The following is a 16,563-nucleotide window of genomic DNA, read 5'->3' as shown; positions in this document are numbered from 1 at the left end:
CTATGATAAGGAATCAATTAATTACAGATGAATATGCTTTGTATCATGGCGATTGCGTGGAAGTAACGCCACTATTGCCGGATGAATCAATAGGGCTATCCATATTTTCCCCTCCGTTTGCTGAGCTGTACACGTATTCGGATGATATAGCAGATATGGGAAACTCTAAAGACTACAATGAGTTTCTGTTTGCTTTCTCTTTTCTGGTAAAGGAGTTGCACAGGGTAATGATGCAAGGACGTAATGTATGTGTTCATTGTATGGATTTGCCTATACAGAAAGGAAAAGAAGGGTTTATTGGATTGCGCGATTTTTCGAATATGATAAGAGAATCTTTCGAAAAAGAAGGGTTTATTTATCACTCACGCATAACCATCTGGAAAGACCCGGTAGTCGAGATGCAACGCACAAAAGCATTAGGGTTGCTTCACAAACAAGTAAAGAAAGACGCTACAATGAGCAGGGTAGGATTGCCCGATTATGTGCTTGTGTTTCGGAGGGATGGTGATAGGGACAATCCTGTAAAATGTGATATTTCAGTAGATACATGGCAAAAATACGCATCCCCTGTATGGTATGATATAAATTACTCTAATACGCTGAACCTGAAAGGCAGCCGAGACGAAAAGGACGAGAAGCATATATGCCCCCTGCAATTAGACACTATAGACAGGTTATTGACTCTTTATTCGAACGAAGGTGATACAATTTACACTCCTTTTCTGGGGATAGGCTCAGAACCTTATCAGGCAATACTGAGAGGCCGCAGAGCAATAGGCGTTGAACTGAAAGAGAGTTACTTTAATGCGGCTGTAAGGAACTGCAATGCCGCCTTGGAGTCGAAAAAACAACTAACAATGTTTGTATGAACCAACAATAGACCCAATCCCGGATAGAGGAGATATACAACTATCTCCTTTCTCACAATATGGCGGAGATGAGCATACCTGAGTTTTACAGGATTGCAAACGAGCTGCATGTATTGGAAACAATATCAGCCACCCGGGGAAAGAAACCGTACAGGGTGGGCAATTATATGGATAGTTATAAATTGATGAAGTGATGAAACTTGCGACATTATTCAGCGGTATAGACGGATTCTCGCTTGCTGGTGATTGGCTCGGATGGGAAACCGTCTTCACCTGTGAGATAGATGAGTTTTGTAATATAATTCTAAACCACTATAAACCCAATATACCTCACTATGGAAACATTAAACAAACAAACTTCTCTATTTGGAGAGGAAAAGTGGATGTCCTTGCGGGAGGATTCCCTTGCCAACCCCACAGTGTTGCGGGGAAAAGGCTCGGAAAGAACGATGACCGGCACATCTGGCCGGAAATGCTTAGAGCAATTCGGGAGATTTCCCCGCGTTGGGTTGTGGGCGAAAACGTTCGCGGCATTATTAGTTGGAATGGAGGGATGGTATTCAACGAGGTGCAATCTGACTTGGAGGCTGTCGGGTACGAAGTCACACCGTATATACTTCCAGCTTGTGCCGTCAATGCTCCACACAGAAGAGATAGAACATTCTTTATTGCCCACCGCACAGACACAGGGATTAAAAGTCTGCAACCAGAATGGAAAAACGGAGTTTATGGACTTAAAACTGTTACCTACCCCAACAGCAAACGACAATCCAGCAAAGAACACTGGAAAAAGAAATCAGGATTCTTTACAGAAAAGAGCATTCCAGCAGACTGGCGAGACTTCCCGACTCAATCACCGGTTTGTAATGGAGATGATGGGTTTTCCACCGAACTACTGCGACATCGCATTAGAGACGATAGTATGGGATTACTATCTGAAAAAGAAATCGACAAAATCATTTCAAAAGCGGTTACAAAAGTTAGAGCAGAATCTATCAAGGCCGGAGGCAACGCAGTAGCGCCACTTCTTATTTATCAAATATTTAAAGCTGTTGAAGATTATGAAAACAATCAAAGATTACTCAAATGAACAATTACAACACGGAGTAGCCCGGTGTGAGGACCGGCTACATGGCGTCCTGCCGTTGGGGCTGATGCGTACCGAAACAAGAGTGAAAGAGGCTCTGATGCAATACAAAGACGAACTTGAAAGAAGGGGACAGAATCAATTAGAATTTAAGTAATATGGCAAAGAAATCTTTTTATTTTCCACATGATGGCAATGCTCGTAATGATGATAAGATTATCGCCGTGCGGATGAGGCATAAGATGGAAGGATATGGGGTATATTTTGCTATTCTCGAAAGACTGCTTGAAAGTTCAAACTACATGTGTACCAAAGATTATAATTTAATAGCCTTCGATTTACATGTAAGTTCTGAATTAGTAAAAAGCATTGTAGAGAACTTCGACTTATTTAAGTTTAAATCTACCGATGATGGAGACTTCTTTTATTCCGAAAGTTTTAATGATAGAATGATACCTCTTGAAAATATCCGTGAGCAAAGGAGCTTGGCTGGTAAAAAATCGGCAGAAAAGCGAGCAAAAAAGAACAGCCGTTCAACGACCGTTCAACGACCGTTGAGCAAAATTCCAACAGAGTATAGTAAAGTAGATAATACAAAGAAAGAATCTCCTAACGGAGATAAGAAAGAAACTGGCGTTTCTTCACCCGCCCTTTCGGATTTTGAGAAATTTGATGATTGGATAAAAAAAGCAGCGCCATATTGCGCCAATCCTAAGAACTTTCCTTCGCAAATCACAGAGGTAGAGTTTCTTAAATTGAAAGAATGTTACTCGAGCCGCCAAATAGCGGATATTGTGGAACAGATAGAGAATCGCAAGGATTTGAGGAAACGTTATGTAAATCTGTATCGAACCGTACTAAACTGGGCTAAAAAAGAATATGGAAAACCAAAATCACAACAAGAAGAAACAGGAAAGATTACCTATGACTGAAATGGGCAGGATTCAACCGCAAGCCAGAGAACTGGAAAAAGCGGTACTGGGCGCGGTTATGCTCGAAAAAGAAGCGTTTCAGTCTATAGATGGCTTTCTTTCCGAAGATGACTTTTACGATCCCGTTCATCAAACGATATTCAAGGCTGTATCCAATCTGGGACTTAGGTCGGAGCCAATTGATATGCTGACTGTGAGCCAAGAATTGAGAAAAATGGGCGAACTGGAGTCGGTTGGCGGTCCAGTATATGTATCAGACCTGACCGGGAATATCGGCTCGGCCGCAAACATCGAACATCATGCACGGATAATAAAGCAAATGTCTATTGCCCGGCAGATAATTTCAGCCACATCAGCTATTCAGCAAATGGCTTTCGATGACACGATAGATGTATCTGAGACGCTCGAAGAATTTGAGAAGAAATGTACGGAAATCGTTATCAGTTCAACCGGAGAGAGCACCATCACTATCAATGAAGCGATCAAAAACACACTGGATAAAGCGTCTGAGGTTCAGAAGCTGAAACAGCAGGGTTTGGATATATCCATAACCACCGGGCTGAAAGGCTTGGATGATGCTTTTCTGGGCGGATGGCGTTCGCCCGACCTGATTGTAGTCGGAGCAAGACCGTCGATGGGTAAAACGCAACTGGCCTTGTCGTTCTCTAAAGCGGCTTTCAATGCAGGGAGGCATGTATTGTTTATCTCGATAGAGATGTCAGCGAATCAGCTTATATCGCGATACTTGTTGGAGGATGAATCTATAAGCAACTACAACCTGAAAACCGGGCAAATGAGCCAGCATGAATGGGAAGCGCTGGATAGGCAAGCATCTATGTTCTACAACCGGAATCTGACAATTGTAGACAAGCCTTCGATTACGGTTAGCGAAATAAAGTCGATAGCCCGAAAACAGAAGCGAAAACAAAAGCTAGACCTTCTGGTTATCGACTATCTGGGGCTTATAGGTACAAGCGCCCGGTTCGAAAGACGCGACTTAGAAATAGGATTTATCACCCGCTCACTAAAAAGTTTATGCAAAGAGCTTGATATCCCCACCATCTTGCTAGCCCAGTTGAACCGTCCACCCAAAGGACTATCTGATGAAGCTAAAGCTGTAAAGGAGCCTGATTTGGAAGACCTAAGGGAATCGGGAAACATAGAGCAGGATGCGGATAAGGTATGTTTTATCCACCGCCCGGCCTACTACAAAGAGGATATCTCAGACTCTAAGGGCGAATCGTGGCAGAATAGAGGTAAAATCTTAATTGCTAAAGACAGGGATGGTATAAGAAACCATTCGGTCATATTTCACCACGATGATAGATTTAAACGGATATCTGATTACCCCATCCATCACAGTACGCAATTCCCCACGGCAACTACCAGGGGCACAGCATCAGAGGGTACGCCATTCTGAAAAAAAACAACCAATATGAAACTATTATTTGAACCCAATAAAATAGAAAATACCATCCGCATATTCCAATCCAACGGAATGATAAAGACTCGGATTGCCAGCCGGTATAATTCTACCGGAAAGATAACCTTGGCAAATATCTACCGAAGGCAAATAGAGGAAAGCGGAGCATCGGTAAAAGAGGTGTGCGAGGTACTGGAATCCGAATACAACAATTGGATGTACAGCACAAGTCCACTCAGAAACCTAACCAGAGAGCAGGGCGAAAAACTGATAAGAGACATGAAGGCTATAAACATCCTGTCTGTCTGCTTTCAGGATAGCATCAACAGCTTGAAAGTTCTGGACGGGCTAGACTTATTCGGAGAGGTAACAAAGGACTTACAGCAGCTAAGGGATAGCATTCTTTCGTTTACAGAAAAGGTATCTAAAATAACGGGTATTGATGCTGCTATTGAGATGGCTGATATAGCGGACGAAGTAAATAATTTGATTGAGGATAGGATGAATATTTAAGTTACAAAAAGAGAACATCGATATTTTAATTACGGCGATTTCGCCATAAATACAAAATAAGAATGAAAGAATTTAAAGGAACAAAATGTAAAGACGGATCATTCAAATGGAATCGGTCAGGTATGGGCTTTCAAGTATTAACGGCCGATTCTTATTATTCTGTATGTGAATCGAAAGGAAAACACGGAATGGAGGAACAAATAGCCAATGCACAATTGATAGCTACAGCCCCCGAATTGTTAACAGAACTTCAAGAGGCCGTAGAGCTACTGGATAGTGCTTACAGAAGTTTCGTTAATGATGATCTGGAAGGACTGTACAATACATTAGCGAACGCTACGAGTAGAACCACATTTAGAGAAACAATAGATAAAGCGTTGGGGAAGGTATAAAAATAATATTAAAAGAAGTATTATGAAAAGTATTATAGATGTTTTCCGAATGAATGAGATTGAATCTAAAACAAGGGCAAAAATCATTATCAAGCTGGGCAATGCTATTAATTACCAATATGCAGCAAATATAACCGAAGGTCTTGTCTTTGAACTTGTGTCGATATTAGACCCGGATAATGATATATTGAAGGATGAACGATATTTAAACCATAAATAAATTATGAACGATAAAACCAAACGGAATAATGATAGGTAATATGTTTCAAATAAATGGATTATCTATGTATGCCTTGTGCCAATGATATTAATAACAATAAAAAAAGAAAGCAATGGAAGAAAACAAGTATTCATGGTTCCCTGAAAATGGGAATTGCACCGATTTATTCGATAGCATCGAGGAAGCTATTAAAGATGCTCAACATAAGTATGACGAAGGGTATGAAGAGTTTGAGGATAAAGATGAATCTTCGCCTATTATATCTATTGGCTCGGTCAGACATTTCGATGTGCAAAAATCTGTAAATATAATAGTAGATAATATTGAAGATTATATCGGAGAACAATTGCACGACTTCTCATCGGGTTGCGACTTTGAATCTGAATGTTATGTCTCAAGAAAAGACAAAGAGACATTTGCCAAAGAGGCTGTTCAAGCCTTGCTCCCTATTGTAGAAAAGTATGTGTTTGTAAATCCTCAATGGGTTTGTACTCCGACAGACAAATACGATTTAAAAAACAAAGAATGGTTGAAACTGTGAGCCAGTAAAAATTAAAATCAATGGAAAAACAACTACAATTAGAAGATATAGCCGGTTATTTGCCGTATGAACTGAAAGCCAGGAAGAATGGGATAGATTTTATAGGGAAAGTAGATTATTGGGATGGTAATGGGTATAAAAATGAAGAAATTTCCATAACAAATAAAGAAGTCGGATATTTTCTGTTGGGTATTCAAGAACTACGTCCTATTCTTCGTCCGATGTCCGACCTATACGAGTCTTGCTTAGAAGATGGGAAGATTCCTATAGTGGAGCTGGCAAAAATATGCTACAGGAAAGCTGAGTATGACGCCATTCTGGAAGACGGGAGATGCTATGCCATCAATAACATAAAGGCTAAGCAATATTCATTCATGTATGATATTAGCCACAAAGGATTTATGGCAATGTCGCTTTTTTTCTCTTCGCAAAATAGCAAGAAGATACAAGCCTATGATGATAGGCCGGGAGCTGTATTTAATCAAACAGAATTGTTCCAAAAGCTCTATGAATGGCATTTCGATGTAAACGGACTAATAGAGCGAGATTTAGCAATTGATATCAACACTTTAAAGTAAAAAAACTATGGCATATCAAGATTATAGACCAGAATATGAATACCTATGGGGATTAGGTTTTATTGAAACAGACAATGGGGGAAATCACCCATACGAAAGATGGAACGAACTAAAACTAAATGATAAATCAATATTACACATGGATGCTTTTTGGGATTTTCAAGTAGAACCCTTTACAGATGCAAGCCCTATACCTATTTGCTTTTCATGCGATGAAGAATTAGAAGATTTTATTAAAGCATTCAGAAACTGATACTACACATCATGAACGAAACAGAAACAAACATTTGTGAAGATTGCGGAAAGGAATTTGACGCAACCGAAGTGCCTGATAACACGCCTTACGCAATGTGTTACCAATGCTGGGATGATTACTGCATGGAAAATTTACCAATTGACGGAAAAGAACTTTAAAATATGAATATAGTAACATTTGAGCAAGCAAAGAAGCTGAAAAAATTGGGTTTTGACAGAGAGACAAGCGATATATATTGGATGGATGGAGATATGGAAGAAAACTACGGAAGGTTCGACTGGAATAATCAAAACGATGAAGATTGTATTTCCGCACCTTCTGCCTCCGAGGCTCTGCAATGGATAAGAGATAACAAGGGTATTTATTGCGGTGTTGGTTGCGGATACGATGTAGATAACGAAATCTATTATCATGGCCATTTTTTTACCGACAATCCATATTTCGTTTGTGAGGATATTTATGGAAACACTTACCATCAAGCCGAATCCGATTTACTTGATGCAGTATTAACCTATTTAATAGAGAAGATATGATAACCAGAATGGATATACATCTAAAATTTATACATAGCATAGGTCTATCCGATGGTCATATATCACAATACAGAGATGATGTCAATAAAATTTCTGCCGAAACAGTTACTCCAAGACTATCAGATGGATTCAGCTTTGGCAAGCCAAGTACAACATATTATATCGATAACGATGATAGGGAATTTAAAGATATAGACTCTCTAATAGAAGCCTACAATGAACTATATAAATATTCAGAGGATAATCCAGAAATGGAAGTTGTATATGTAAAAACAATCAGAAAAAGGAGGAATCAATCATGAAAGGAATTTGCTTTATACCACCGTTGCACGAAAAAACGGTGAAAGGAATAAAAACCCAAACAAGACGGATAATTGGCACAAAGGGGTTATTCAACATAAGAATATATGATAAGGCTATATCAGTAGCAGGCGTAGATGTATACGGTAAAGAGAAGATAATAAGACCTCGTTATAATGTTGGAGAGGTGCTGTATCTCAAAGAGCCATATATTGATGATAGCGATATGTTCTTTACCGTTTTTCCCATACATGAAACTCTAACATACAAGGGAGGAAAAATATTGTATCAGTATGGAAATGATACAAGTATTTTAGATTCTGTATATGGAGATTTGGTAAAATGGCAAAACAAACTCTTTATGCCTGCTTCTGCTGCCCGACACTTTATAAAGGTTACAGACCTCAGAGCCGAGCGGTTGCAAGATATATCGGATGAAGATTGTATCAAAGAGGGTATCGAAGTTAGTAAATATGATAACCGCCATTATGTCAATGATGTATGGGGAAAGAGTAAATTAGATGGAATTTGGGAGAAAACAAGAACATTGTATGATTCGCCCCGAGATGCTTACGCAGCTCTCATTAACAGAATAAACGGTAAAGGCACTTGGGAGAGCAACCCTTATGTATGGGTATATGATTATGAATTGACTGATAAACCAGAGAAACATGATTGAAAGAACCATTATAAAAACAAAGAAGGTCAAGCTACCTAGAAAAAGAAAAAAAGCCTGTATAAAAGCTATTGGCAGGACTCAATACTCAGGGATAATCTATGTGAACGAATTAAGTTTCGAGGATAATTGGGACAAAATGGATAGGAAATTTCCTAAATCTTATCATCCTTACAATTCGTGGATGAGAGGTCAGGTAAAAGAATATTGGTAATAAAATATCATAATAATGAGAAATATACTATGTACACTATTTGGTCATAAGACCGGCAAAGACTATAACGATTCGGGGTATTTGATATGCAAAAGATGTCAGAGCCACGAGTATTACCATTATTCCGGCGCTGAAAGCCTGGGATTCAAACCTGATATGATTTGGCGTAGAGGGGGCTTACTGTTACAACCTTACTGCTTTGTGAAAGGGATATGCTTTAAGATTAGGACTCTCATTGATTATTTCCGGTTAAAGTATATAGAAAAGAGTGATTTACCATTTAAAAAAGAAAGTTCCATGAATAAAGAAACAATAACAGAAAGATATATTGAAATGGCATCAACCATTGAAGATGCTAATATATATGACGGGCGCGGAATATATGATTTATACGAATGTGAAAAATGTAACAGGCATAAAGTTACATTATACGAAGACAAAGGGGTTACTCCTTTTATGATAAAATGCGATTGCGGAGCTTTTATGCAACATACAAAATCGTATAAGAATATACCGGACTATGTTCGTGTATATAAATGGAAAAGACCAACGCTTGAGCAAACAAGGGCATTGCCGGATGGATTAATAGAACATGTCCTTAATGGAGGTTTAGTTTTGGACTCTGATATTCATATAGCTCTATTATCTAAAAAAACGGGATAATTTACCATTTAAAAAAAACGCCGAACATTTTAGCCTCCAATCCCGGAGGCTTTTTTCATAAAAAAAGGCAACCCCACACGACTAAGGCTGCCCCTTTAAACGTCTAATTTTATAAAAAGAACTCTGTAATACAAAGTTAAACATTAATTTATATTTCAGAGTATGGAAACAATAAAAAACTTACAAGAATTATCAGAATTAAGACAAAGAATTGAGATTCTGGAATCAAAGATACTAAAGCCTCAATTAACAGATCTGCAACATATTCCTTTGCTGTATAATTGGTTCGAAGTTATAGCGAACGAAATACAGGATTTTCCGGGGAAAGACAACACCGAATATAGGCAAGTGTTTTTATATTGCATATTGATACTTTATTGTCCTCGTGCTTTAGCGGATGACTTTCTCATAAGGGGTTTACGTCAATCGTTAGCTATATTATTCGGACTTTCGCCCTCGCATATCAGTAACCTAATGAAGAATCTTACTTTCTATTACGAAAAGTACACTAAATTTAGGGGAAATTGTGATGTTGTGTTAGCCGAGATGCAATTTAAGGTCGAAATGGAGGGGTTGAAATAAATAGAGGATATGGTGTATATCCTCTTTATTTGAAAGATTATCACAACTTTTGATTACTCCGGAAAATCCCTGCGCTGGGTGTATATCCTCTTTATTTGAAAGATTATCACAACATAAAGATTAAGAGTTACCAATAATTTCTTGTTGATATCCTTATTTTACCATAATCTTTATAATATGAAACTTCATACTCTAATTTGCTTATGCGGTCAACATAAACTTCACGAACAAAATTAATATTGTATTTATCTATAAAAACGACTTCTTGTTCATATAATTTTGTGAATTCGCCTTTCTCTAAAATTGAAGTTTTATAATATGAAAGACGATTGATAGGGAAGGTATATGTAAGCCAATCTACATCGTACGTTCTAAAAATCATAGGTATATTATGAAACATGAAATGACCTATCCCTATACCCTTAGTGTCAACTCTAAACCCATCTTTGAAATATAGTATAGAATTTTCGTTTCGATTAAAGCCAATATCTTTTATAGATTTATCAAAATGCAATGAATCAGAATTGAATAATGAGATAAGTTTAGAAAATGGGATTTCTATGTAGTTGTCCTCGTTTTTTGTTATCTCCTGAATTACATTATGAAGTGAATCGGCTTTATGTGTTAGTACATCTGATTGATTCTTATTGGAAGTAGAACATCCACTGATGAAAAAAGATATTAAAGGCAGAACTAATAATAATTTCTTCATATCATAAATTTTAGATTATGATACAAAGCTATAAAATTATTTAACACTTTCTATTTCAGCCAAAATTTTTTTCAAATCCTCAATGGAATTTATTTCGTAAGTAATTCCTTTCGCCCTTATTATACCCATTATCCCATCACTAATAAATAGTTCTGAAATATCTACTCCTATTGTTGATGCTATTTTCTCTAAAGTTTCAACAGTTGGATTACCATTAATACTATTCGTAAGAGACACTCTATTTACTCCCATCACTTCTGATAATGATTGTATAGTATATCCTTTCTCTTTTAAAACCTCTTTTATTCTCAATGACATATTATAGTAATTTATAAGTTACATGCAAAAATAAGCAATTGTAATATATAAACTACTATGTAAATATTAAAGTAATGTTAAAGTTTCTATTACCTATTGTTCTGTGTAATTTATATATTACTTTTGAATCAAGAAAGTAATTTAAACGCTACAATTATGATACGTTACAACAAATCCAAAATCATGCGCCTTGCTCACCACCTGAGAAAACATGAAGGCTTCACAATGTCACAGGCTTTGACACTGGCGTGGTCTAAAGCTCGCAGGGATAAGTTCTATATGGTTATCGAAGTATTAAAGCCTCAGAGAGTATCAAGCCCTACAGTAATGAGCCAATACCAGATAGACAGTTATTATGCTAATGGTGCATATTCAGGTGATTAATTTACCCCCCAAAAACAGAGAATAAATATAAATAATATAAATATCAACGATTATGAGTACAATTAAATTAAAAGAGTCCGATATGGACAAAATGAGAGCCTTAAATGCAAAGAACCGTTGGGGTATAGATTATGATGGCATCATGAAGCTTGTAAGCGAACATGAAAAAGCAAGAGATATCGACCCCTACAAATGCGCTCTGATAGAATACCGGCTAACAGATATAAATTGCCACACGGAAGTCAGTATGCTCGAAAAAGGTTATTACAAAAAGGTGAGAAATAGAATAGAAGAAATATTTTAATACCTACCATCATGGCAACAATAGAAATCAAAGGTTCAAGATACCAAAAAAGAATAGACGCTTTTACAGAAGCCTTAAAACTTTTGAATGCTGCGAAAGAAATCATATTAGCAAATGTGCCAGATTATAAAGAGGGTTGCGAATTAGTAGGGTACAGAAACTCGGTAACCGATGCTGAATCAGATTGCACATCAACTATCTGTGATATTAGTTCGGCAATAAGCGAACTTGTCAGAGAGGATGTTTCAGAGACTTATTTATAATGCTTAAAGCCACCCCATAAAAATCAATCAGTTACACCGTATATATTGTAGCGTTACAACAATACAATACATTAATAATCAGACAATTAAGTTTGTTTTTGATAAATTTTATTCTTAATATTGCAAAATAATTCAACTTCGTGGCAGTCGTTGATAAAAATATAAGAAGTCATTAATTGATTAGTTGCAGACTGCCACAACATGCAACTTTTTGATTGATGACTTTTCTTTTAATAAAATGATATATGAAAATGAAAGAGAGTAGTAATAAAAACAAAGAGGTCAATCAAACTTTGGCCGGTGCGATAACCTCTTTGTTATCATAAACATTAAATAATCAAATCTTATGACAGCAACAAAATTAGAAAAATTTAATCAGAAAACAATCTCTAGTAGAGAAATTGCAGAGATTACAGGTAAAACACATGATAATGTGTTAAAGGCGATCAGGAACATGGAAGATGCCTGGGCTAGAATTACTGGCGTCAAATTTAACGTCAGTGATTATAAAGATTCAACAGGCAGAAAATTACCTATGTACGAACTTTCAAAAACAGAAAGCCTCTATGTCGCAACAAAATTCAATGATGAAGCGAGAGCGAAACTTATCCTCCGTTGGGAAGAATTGGAACTAAAAGCTCAAAAGATTGCTTTGCCACAAAGTTATTCAGAAGCTTTGCGAGAGTTAGCCGATAAAGCAGAAGAAAACGAACGGCTGAAAATAGAAGCCAAAGAGAATGCCCCGAAAGTATTATTTACAAATGCTGTAAGTGCTGCAAAAACATCTATCCTTATAGGTGAGCTTGCTAAAATATTAAAACAGAATGGTGTCGAAATCGGTCAAAACCGTCTTTTCGAATGGTTAAGGCAAAACAATTACCTTATCAGTCGCAAAGGCACAGACTATAACGCGCCCACTCAAAGAGCTATGGATTTAGGTCTGTTCGAAATCAAAGAAACCGTTGTTACCCATTCAGATCATACAACAATCAACAAAACGACAAAAGTAACTGGCAAAGGTCAAATATATTTTATTAACAAGTTTCTAGCTATAGAAGTATAGCGTTTTGTCACTCAAAAGACACTCATTTTTTTATGGGTGTCTTTATTTTACGAACACTTTGCAAACGGTTTGCCTCAATAATTCGTATTTTTAAGAGATAGTGTTTATTAGTGGTAACTTTAACAAATAAGATTGCATTAAAAATGAAAGTATTACAACTTGTTTTAAGAAAAGAAACGTTTGATAGTATATTGTCAGGCGAACAGAAAAGTGAAGTTAGAGAAATTCGCCCAAATGCGAGTTTCAGCAAATACGCAATATGTGTAGATGTTAACGGCAAAACTTACAAAAGCGAAAATCTGGTGCCCGATGACGTAGATTACGAGGTCGTGCCTGTGAAATATGATGCTATTCAATTCTATCATGGTTATGAAACCGATAGGCGGAGTATGTTAATTGAAGTGAAAGACGCTATGGTGTACATGTTGACTGATGACGATGGTAAAGATTTGACATATGAACTTGATGGTAAAGAGTATATTTATTCAGAAATAGAATATTCTTTAGGTAAAATATTAAATAAAACTAATTGTTAAACATATGGCAAGAATTGGATCAAGACGAGGTGCTGACGGGCGTATTCAAAGTAGGACGCAGCAACAAAGAGACTACAATAAGCTCTTTGGCGCAAAATGAATGTTCTAACGCATACAGAACAAGTTGTAAAAGCGGTTAGTCAAAAGACCGACCGCATTTTACTTTTTTACTCTTGTGGTAAAGATTCAATAGCGATGTTGGATTTGATTGCACCACATTTCAAAGAGGTGATGTGCGTTTATATGTATTTCGTAAAAGGGCTTAGCCATATTGACCGCTTTATAAACTACTCAAAAGTAAAATACCCAAATGTTTCTTTCATTGAAGTCCCACATTGGAATATGTCAAGGGTATTAAAAATAGGCTTATACTGCAAGCCTGATCCTAAAATAAAATTATTGTTGCTTAAAGACATTGTAGAACGTGTTCGTGTCAAAACTGGCATCGAATGGTGTTTCTATGGCATGAAGCAAGCAGATAGTCTCAATAGAAGGCTTATGCTCCGTGGGGATGATTACGATCTACAGGCTATAAATAATAAAACAAAGAATGTATACCCATTGTCTTTATGGAAAAAGAAAGAGGTGTTAGCTTATTTGAAATCAAGAAACTTGCCTGAACCGATACAATATTCTAAAGAGGCAGGCAACGGACTATGGTTTGACCTAAAGGTGTATCTTTTTTTGAAAGATAATTATCCTCAAGATTTACAGAAAATACTTTCCGCTTTCCCGTTAAGCGAAAAAATACTATACGATTACCAACAATCACTAAGAAGCCAAAACGATGAAAGAGGACGAATTAAATAAATACTTCAAGTCTGAAACAGTTGAATTATATCGCTCCGAGATTCAACTTGCAGGATATAATCCACGCAAAATATCAAATGAGGCAAGAAAGCAATTAAAAGGTAGCTTAAAGAAATATGGTGTCGTCGGGGGGCTTGTCGTAAATAAGACAACAAGCAATACACTTGTTTCCGGGCACCAAAAAGTAAGTATTCTTGATGAACTGAATAACTTCCCCGAAAACGACTACAAGATAAAAGTAGAGCTCATAGAGGTTGATGAGAAAACTGAGAAAGAGTTGAATATATTTTTCAATAACCCAAATGCAATGGGTAGTTGGGATTACGATATACTGGCGTCTATTATTCCAGATATAGACTACAAAAATGCGGGATTAACAGAACAAGATTTAAGTATCATCGGTATTGATATATCGTTCGATGTGCAAAATGATATCGTTGCAGATTTTCAAGAGTTATCTAAGCCATATGAAGAGATGAAAGATCATGTTAAGAATGTAAAGGCGGAAGTTCGTAAGCAATCAAATGAAATGGTAGACAATCATGAGACATACGTATCCTTAGTGTTTAAAAACACAAAAGCAAAAGAATCGTTTCTTCAAAGATTTGGGTTTACTCAAGATTCCAAATTTATCCAAGGAGAAGAATTTGCTAATATGGTGGAAAGAATAGGGTAGTTTGTGAAAGGTGAATTATTTGAAAACATGATAGAGAGTTGAGCAATGGCAAAAGTTAAGTTTGATTTTACTGATAAACAAAACATTCTCCGTATCGAAGGATGGGCGAGAGATGGGTTAGACGACAAGCAGATTGCCGCCAATATCGGATATAATGAAACTTATTTCTCTGAATTAAAGGGTCGTATTACCGAATTATCCGAAGCATTAAAAAAGGGACGTGCTCCGCTTGATGTAATTGTAGAAAGTACCCTTTATCGACGGGCGATTGGCATGAAAATAAAAACGCAGCAAGCTTTCAAGGTTAAAGAGGTAACATATACAGAAGAAGGTAAGAGGTTCGAGACAGAGAGGGTTGAAATTGTAGAATTAGACCAAGAACTCCCCCCTGACCCTACTTCTATGATATTCTGGCTTAAAAACAGGAAGCCTGAACAATGGAACAAACAAACAGAGAAGGTAGATATAACAACAAATGGAAAAGATTTTAAGACCGATCCTATAATCATTGAAGTAATAGACAGTAGAGATAAAGTAGATGCCAAAGATTCAGACAACACCGATATACAGTAAGGTTGACGAAGCTATAAAGGATGGATTCAATGTTGTTTCAGCTCAAGGTAGTAGTCGAAGCTCCAAGACGTATAATATACTGATTTGGCTTATAAATTATTGCCTTAAACATCCATTTACACGTCTGTCTATTGTACGTGCAACCCTCCCTGCTATAAAGGGATCTGTATTTGTCGACTTCAAAGAGATATTATATAATATGGGGATTTTTGACTCCGGGTGTTTGAATAAAACGGAGATGATTTACACTCTCCCTAATGGATCTTGGATTGAATTTTTCTCAACCGATTCAGAGCAAAAATTGAGAGGGCGTAAAAGAGATATTTTATATGTGAATGAGGCTAACGAGCTTCTTTTCATAGAATGGCAACAACTCAAGATGCGTACAACAAAGTTTGCCATTGTTGACTATAATCCTTCCTTTAGCGATGACCATTGGCTATGTGACCTAAATAAAGAAGAAAAAACATTTCATTTCATTTCTACATATAAAGACAATCCTTTTTTGGAGAAAACTATCATAGACGAAATAGAGAGCTTACAGCATAAAAATAAATCTCTCTGGCAGATATATGGATTAGGATTACAAGCGCAAATTGAGGGGCTTATATTTAAGGATATTGAGATTGTAGACGAAGTGCCGCAATGGGTAAAGAAGAGGTGGATAGGATTGGATTTTGGTTATACCAATGACCCGTCAACGGGAATTGATGTTTCCCTATTGGATAACACTTTGTATTTGGATGAATTATTTTATCGGACACAAATGCTATCTGCCGATATTGTTAAAGAACTAAAGCCGTATAGTGGACTAAAAGTAATATCAGAAAGCGCAGATCCCCGCCTGATACAGGAGGTTAAAAATGCAGGTATTAATATTTATCCTGTCGAAAAATTCAAAGGTTCTATTATGGCAGGAATAAACAAGATGCTCGAATTGAATATAAAGGTAACGAAACGGTCTGTGAATCTGATTAAAGAGTTTAAGAACTACACATACCTTCAAGATAAAGACGAGAGATGGTTGAATGAACCTATTGATGCATATAATCATGGGATAGATGCGAGTAGGTATGTTGTTCTTTCGGAAATATTAGGTAGAAATAGGAAGTCATTCGATTTATCGGGGGTGTTTCATTAAAATA

General features: G+C 36.8%; 29 protein-coding genes. 27 read left to right on the top strand and 2 right to left on the bottom strand.

Annotated features, from left to right (window positions below):
* Positions 1 to 2 precede the first annotated feature (2 nt).
* The 18 genes from D0T84_RS01015 to D0T84_RS00925 all read left to right on the top strand — a co-directional run bounded on the left by D0T84_RS01015 (position 3) and on the right by D0T84_RS00925 (position 9,779).
* Positions 3 to 869 (top strand): DNA methyltransferase, encoded by an 867-nt coding sequence (locus tag D0T84_RS01015; protein WP_185155668.1) that lies wholly within the window; start codon positions 3 to 5, stop codon positions 867 to 869.
* A 193-nt stretch (positions 870 to 1,062) separates the two neighbouring features.
* The gene (locus tag D0T84_RS01010) at positions 1,063 to 1,959 is read left to right on the top strand and encodes a DNA cytosine methyltransferase (RefSeq protein ID WP_163305012.1); all 897 of its coding nucleotides are present in this window, start codon (positions 1,063 to 1,065) and stop codon (positions 1,957 to 1,959) included.
* Positions 1,931 to 2,113, top strand: coding sequence for a hypothetical protein (locus D0T84_RS01005; protein WP_163305010.1), 183 nt, complete (start codon positions 1,931 to 1,933; stop codon positions 2,111 to 2,113). The genes D0T84_RS01010 and D0T84_RS01005 overlap by 29 nt, the downstream gene beginning before the upstream one ends.
* 1 nt (position 2,114) lies before the next feature.
* Positions 2,115 to 2,888 (top strand): Lin1244/Lin1753 domain-containing protein, encoded by a 774-nt coding sequence (locus tag D0T84_RS22495; protein WP_221413103.1) that lies wholly within the window; start codon positions 2,115 to 2,117, stop codon positions 2,886 to 2,888.
* Complete coding sequence (locus D0T84_RS00990) at positions 2,836 to 4,308, top strand: replicative DNA helicase (RefSeq protein WP_163305008.1); 1,473 nt, start codon at positions 2,836 to 2,838, stop codon at positions 4,306 to 4,308. Before D0T84_RS22495 ends, D0T84_RS00990 begins: the two co-directional genes overlap by 53 nt.
* Before the next feature lie 15 nt (positions 4,309 to 4,323).
* Positions 4,324 to 4,824, top strand: a complete 501-nt coding sequence (locus tag D0T84_RS00985) for a hypothetical protein (protein ID WP_163305006.1) — start codon at positions 4,324 to 4,326, stop codon at positions 4,822 to 4,824.
* A 62-nt stretch (positions 4,825 to 4,886) separates the two neighbouring features.
* Positions 4,887 to 5,216: a hypothetical protein gene (locus tag D0T84_RS00980; RefSeq protein ID WP_163305004.1), complete on the top strand. Its 330-nt coding sequence runs from the start codon at positions 4,887 to 4,889 to the stop codon at positions 5,214 to 5,216.
* Positions 5,217 to 5,238: 22 nt separating this feature from the next.
* Entirely contained in the window at positions 5,239 to 5,436 is a 198-nt protein-coding gene (locus tag D0T84_RS00975; protein ID WP_163305002.1) for a hypothetical protein, read from the top strand.
* Positions 5,437 to 5,548: 112 nt separating this feature from the next.
* Positions 5,549 to 5,977, top strand: coding sequence for a hypothetical protein (locus tag D0T84_RS00970; protein ID WP_163305000.1), 429 nt, complete (start codon positions 5,549 to 5,551; stop codon positions 5,975 to 5,977).
* Between the two features lie 20 nt (positions 5,978 to 5,997).
* Positions 5,998 to 6,555 (top strand): hypothetical protein, encoded by a 558-nt coding sequence (locus D0T84_RS00965; RefSeq protein ID WP_163304998.1) that lies wholly within the window; start codon positions 5,998 to 6,000, stop codon positions 6,553 to 6,555.
* Between the two features lie 7 nt (positions 6,556 to 6,562).
* Positions 6,563 to 6,808, top strand: coding sequence for a hypothetical protein (locus D0T84_RS00960; RefSeq protein ID WP_163304996.1), 246 nt, complete (start codon positions 6,563 to 6,565; stop codon positions 6,806 to 6,808).
* An 11-nt stretch (positions 6,809 to 6,819) separates the two neighbouring features.
* Positions 6,820 to 6,969 carry a hypothetical protein gene (locus D0T84_RS00955; protein WP_163304994.1) on the top strand — a complete coding sequence of 50 codons (150 nt, stop codon included), beginning with the start codon at positions 6,820 to 6,822 and terminating at the stop codon, positions 6,967 to 6,969.
* 3 nt (positions 6,970 to 6,972) lie between these two features.
* Positions 6,973 to 7,344, top strand: coding sequence for a hypothetical protein (locus D0T84_RS00950; protein ID WP_163304992.1), 372 nt, complete (start codon positions 6,973 to 6,975; stop codon positions 7,342 to 7,344).
* On the top strand, positions 7,341 to 7,646 hold the full coding sequence (locus tag D0T84_RS00945) for a hypothetical protein (RefSeq protein ID WP_163304990.1): 306 nt from the start codon (positions 7,341 to 7,343) through the stop codon (positions 7,644 to 7,646). Before D0T84_RS00950 ends, D0T84_RS00945 begins: the two co-directional genes overlap by 4 nt.
* Positions 7,643 to 8,323 (top strand): hypothetical protein, encoded by a 681-nt coding sequence (locus tag D0T84_RS00940; protein WP_163304988.1) that lies wholly within the window; start codon positions 7,643 to 7,645, stop codon positions 8,321 to 8,323. Before D0T84_RS00945 ends, D0T84_RS00940 begins: the two co-directional genes overlap by 4 nt.
* Entirely contained in the window at positions 8,316 to 8,534 is a 219-nt protein-coding gene (locus D0T84_RS00935; RefSeq protein WP_163304986.1) for a hypothetical protein, read from the top strand. The genes D0T84_RS00940 and D0T84_RS00935 overlap by 8 nt, the downstream gene beginning before the upstream one ends.
* A 15-nt stretch (positions 8,535 to 8,549) precedes the next feature.
* On the top strand, positions 8,550 to 9,197 hold the full coding sequence (locus D0T84_RS00930) for a DUF1660 family phage protein (protein ID WP_163304984.1): 648 nt from the start codon (positions 8,550 to 8,552) through the stop codon (positions 9,195 to 9,197).
* 162 nt (positions 9,198 to 9,359) lie between these two features.
* The gene (locus D0T84_RS00925) at positions 9,360 to 9,779 is read left to right on the top strand and encodes a hypothetical protein (protein WP_163304982.1); all 420 of its coding nucleotides are present in this window, start codon (positions 9,360 to 9,362) and stop codon (positions 9,777 to 9,779) included.
* Positions 9,780 to 9,906: 127 nt separating this feature from the next.
* On the opposite strand, the gene D0T84_RS00920 is transcribed toward D0T84_RS00925, so the two are convergent.
* Positions 9,907 to 10,491 (bottom strand): hypothetical protein, encoded by a 585-nt coding sequence (locus D0T84_RS00920; RefSeq protein ID WP_163304980.1) that lies wholly within the window; start codon positions 10,489 to 10,491, stop codon positions 9,907 to 9,909.
* Positions 10,492 to 10,527: 36 nt separating this feature from the next.
* Positions 10,528 to 10,809: a helix-turn-helix transcriptional regulator gene (locus tag D0T84_RS00915; protein ID WP_163304978.1), complete on the bottom strand. Its 282-nt coding sequence runs from the start codon at positions 10,807 to 10,809 to the stop codon at positions 10,528 to 10,530.
* 156 nt (positions 10,810 to 10,965) lie between these two features.
* Here D0T84_RS00915 and D0T84_RS00910 point away from each other — a divergent pair, with 156 nt between their 5' ends.
* The 9 genes from D0T84_RS00910 (at position 10,966) to D0T84_RS00870 (ending at position 16,559) form a co-directional block, all read left to right on the top strand.
* Positions 10,966 to 11,193, top strand: coding sequence for a hypothetical protein (locus tag D0T84_RS00910; RefSeq protein ID WP_163304976.1), 228 nt, complete (start codon positions 10,966 to 10,968; stop codon positions 11,191 to 11,193).
* A 52-nt stretch (positions 11,194 to 11,245) separates the two neighbouring features.
* The gene (locus D0T84_RS00905; RefSeq protein ID WP_163304974.1) at positions 11,246 to 11,497 is read left to right on the top strand and encodes a hypothetical protein; all 252 of its coding nucleotides are present in this window, start codon (positions 11,246 to 11,248) and stop codon (positions 11,495 to 11,497) included.
* Between the two features lie 11 nt (positions 11,498 to 11,508).
* Entirely contained in the window at positions 11,509 to 11,760 is a 252-nt protein-coding gene (locus D0T84_RS00900; protein ID WP_163304972.1) for a hypothetical protein, read from the top strand.
* Between the two features lie 346 nt (positions 11,761 to 12,106).
* Complete coding sequence (locus D0T84_RS00895) at positions 12,107 to 12,823, top strand: phage antirepressor KilAC domain-containing protein (RefSeq protein WP_221413102.1); 717 nt, start codon at positions 12,107 to 12,109, stop codon at positions 12,821 to 12,823.
* Between the two features lie 143 nt (positions 12,824 to 12,966).
* Entirely contained in the window at positions 12,967 to 13,359 is a 393-nt protein-coding gene (locus D0T84_RS00890; RefSeq protein ID WP_163304970.1) for an ASCH domain-containing protein, read from the top strand.
* 96 nt (positions 13,360 to 13,455) lie between these two features.
* On the top strand, positions 13,456 to 14,169 hold the full coding sequence (locus D0T84_RS00885; protein WP_163304968.1) for a phosphoadenosine phosphosulfate reductase family protein: 714 nt from the start codon (positions 13,456 to 13,458) through the stop codon (positions 14,167 to 14,169).
* Positions 14,147 to 14,845, top strand: coding sequence for a DNA methylase (locus D0T84_RS00880; RefSeq protein WP_163304966.1), 699 nt, complete (start codon positions 14,147 to 14,149; stop codon positions 14,843 to 14,845). The genes D0T84_RS00885 and D0T84_RS00880 overlap by 23 nt, the downstream gene beginning before the upstream one ends.
* A 45-nt stretch (positions 14,846 to 14,890) precedes the next feature.
* Entirely contained in the window at positions 14,891 to 15,418 is a 528-nt protein-coding gene (locus D0T84_RS00875; protein WP_163304964.1) for a transposase, read from the top strand.
* A complete protein-coding gene (locus D0T84_RS00870) occupies positions 15,384 to 16,559 on the top strand; it encodes a PBSX family phage terminase large subunit (RefSeq protein WP_163304962.1) in 1,176 nt (391 codons plus the stop codon). The genes D0T84_RS00875 and D0T84_RS00870 overlap by 35 nt, the downstream gene beginning before the upstream one ends.
* The last annotated feature ends 4 nt before the right edge of the window (positions 16,560 to 16,563 follow it).

This window comes from Dysgonomonas sp. 521, assembly GCF_010501055.1.
Taxonomy (GTDB): Bacteria; Bacteroidota; Bacteroidia; order Bacteroidales; family Dysgonomonadaceae; genus Dysgonomonas.
Note: the sequence above shows the minus strand (reverse complement) of the source record. Positions and strands in the feature narration are given on the sequence as shown.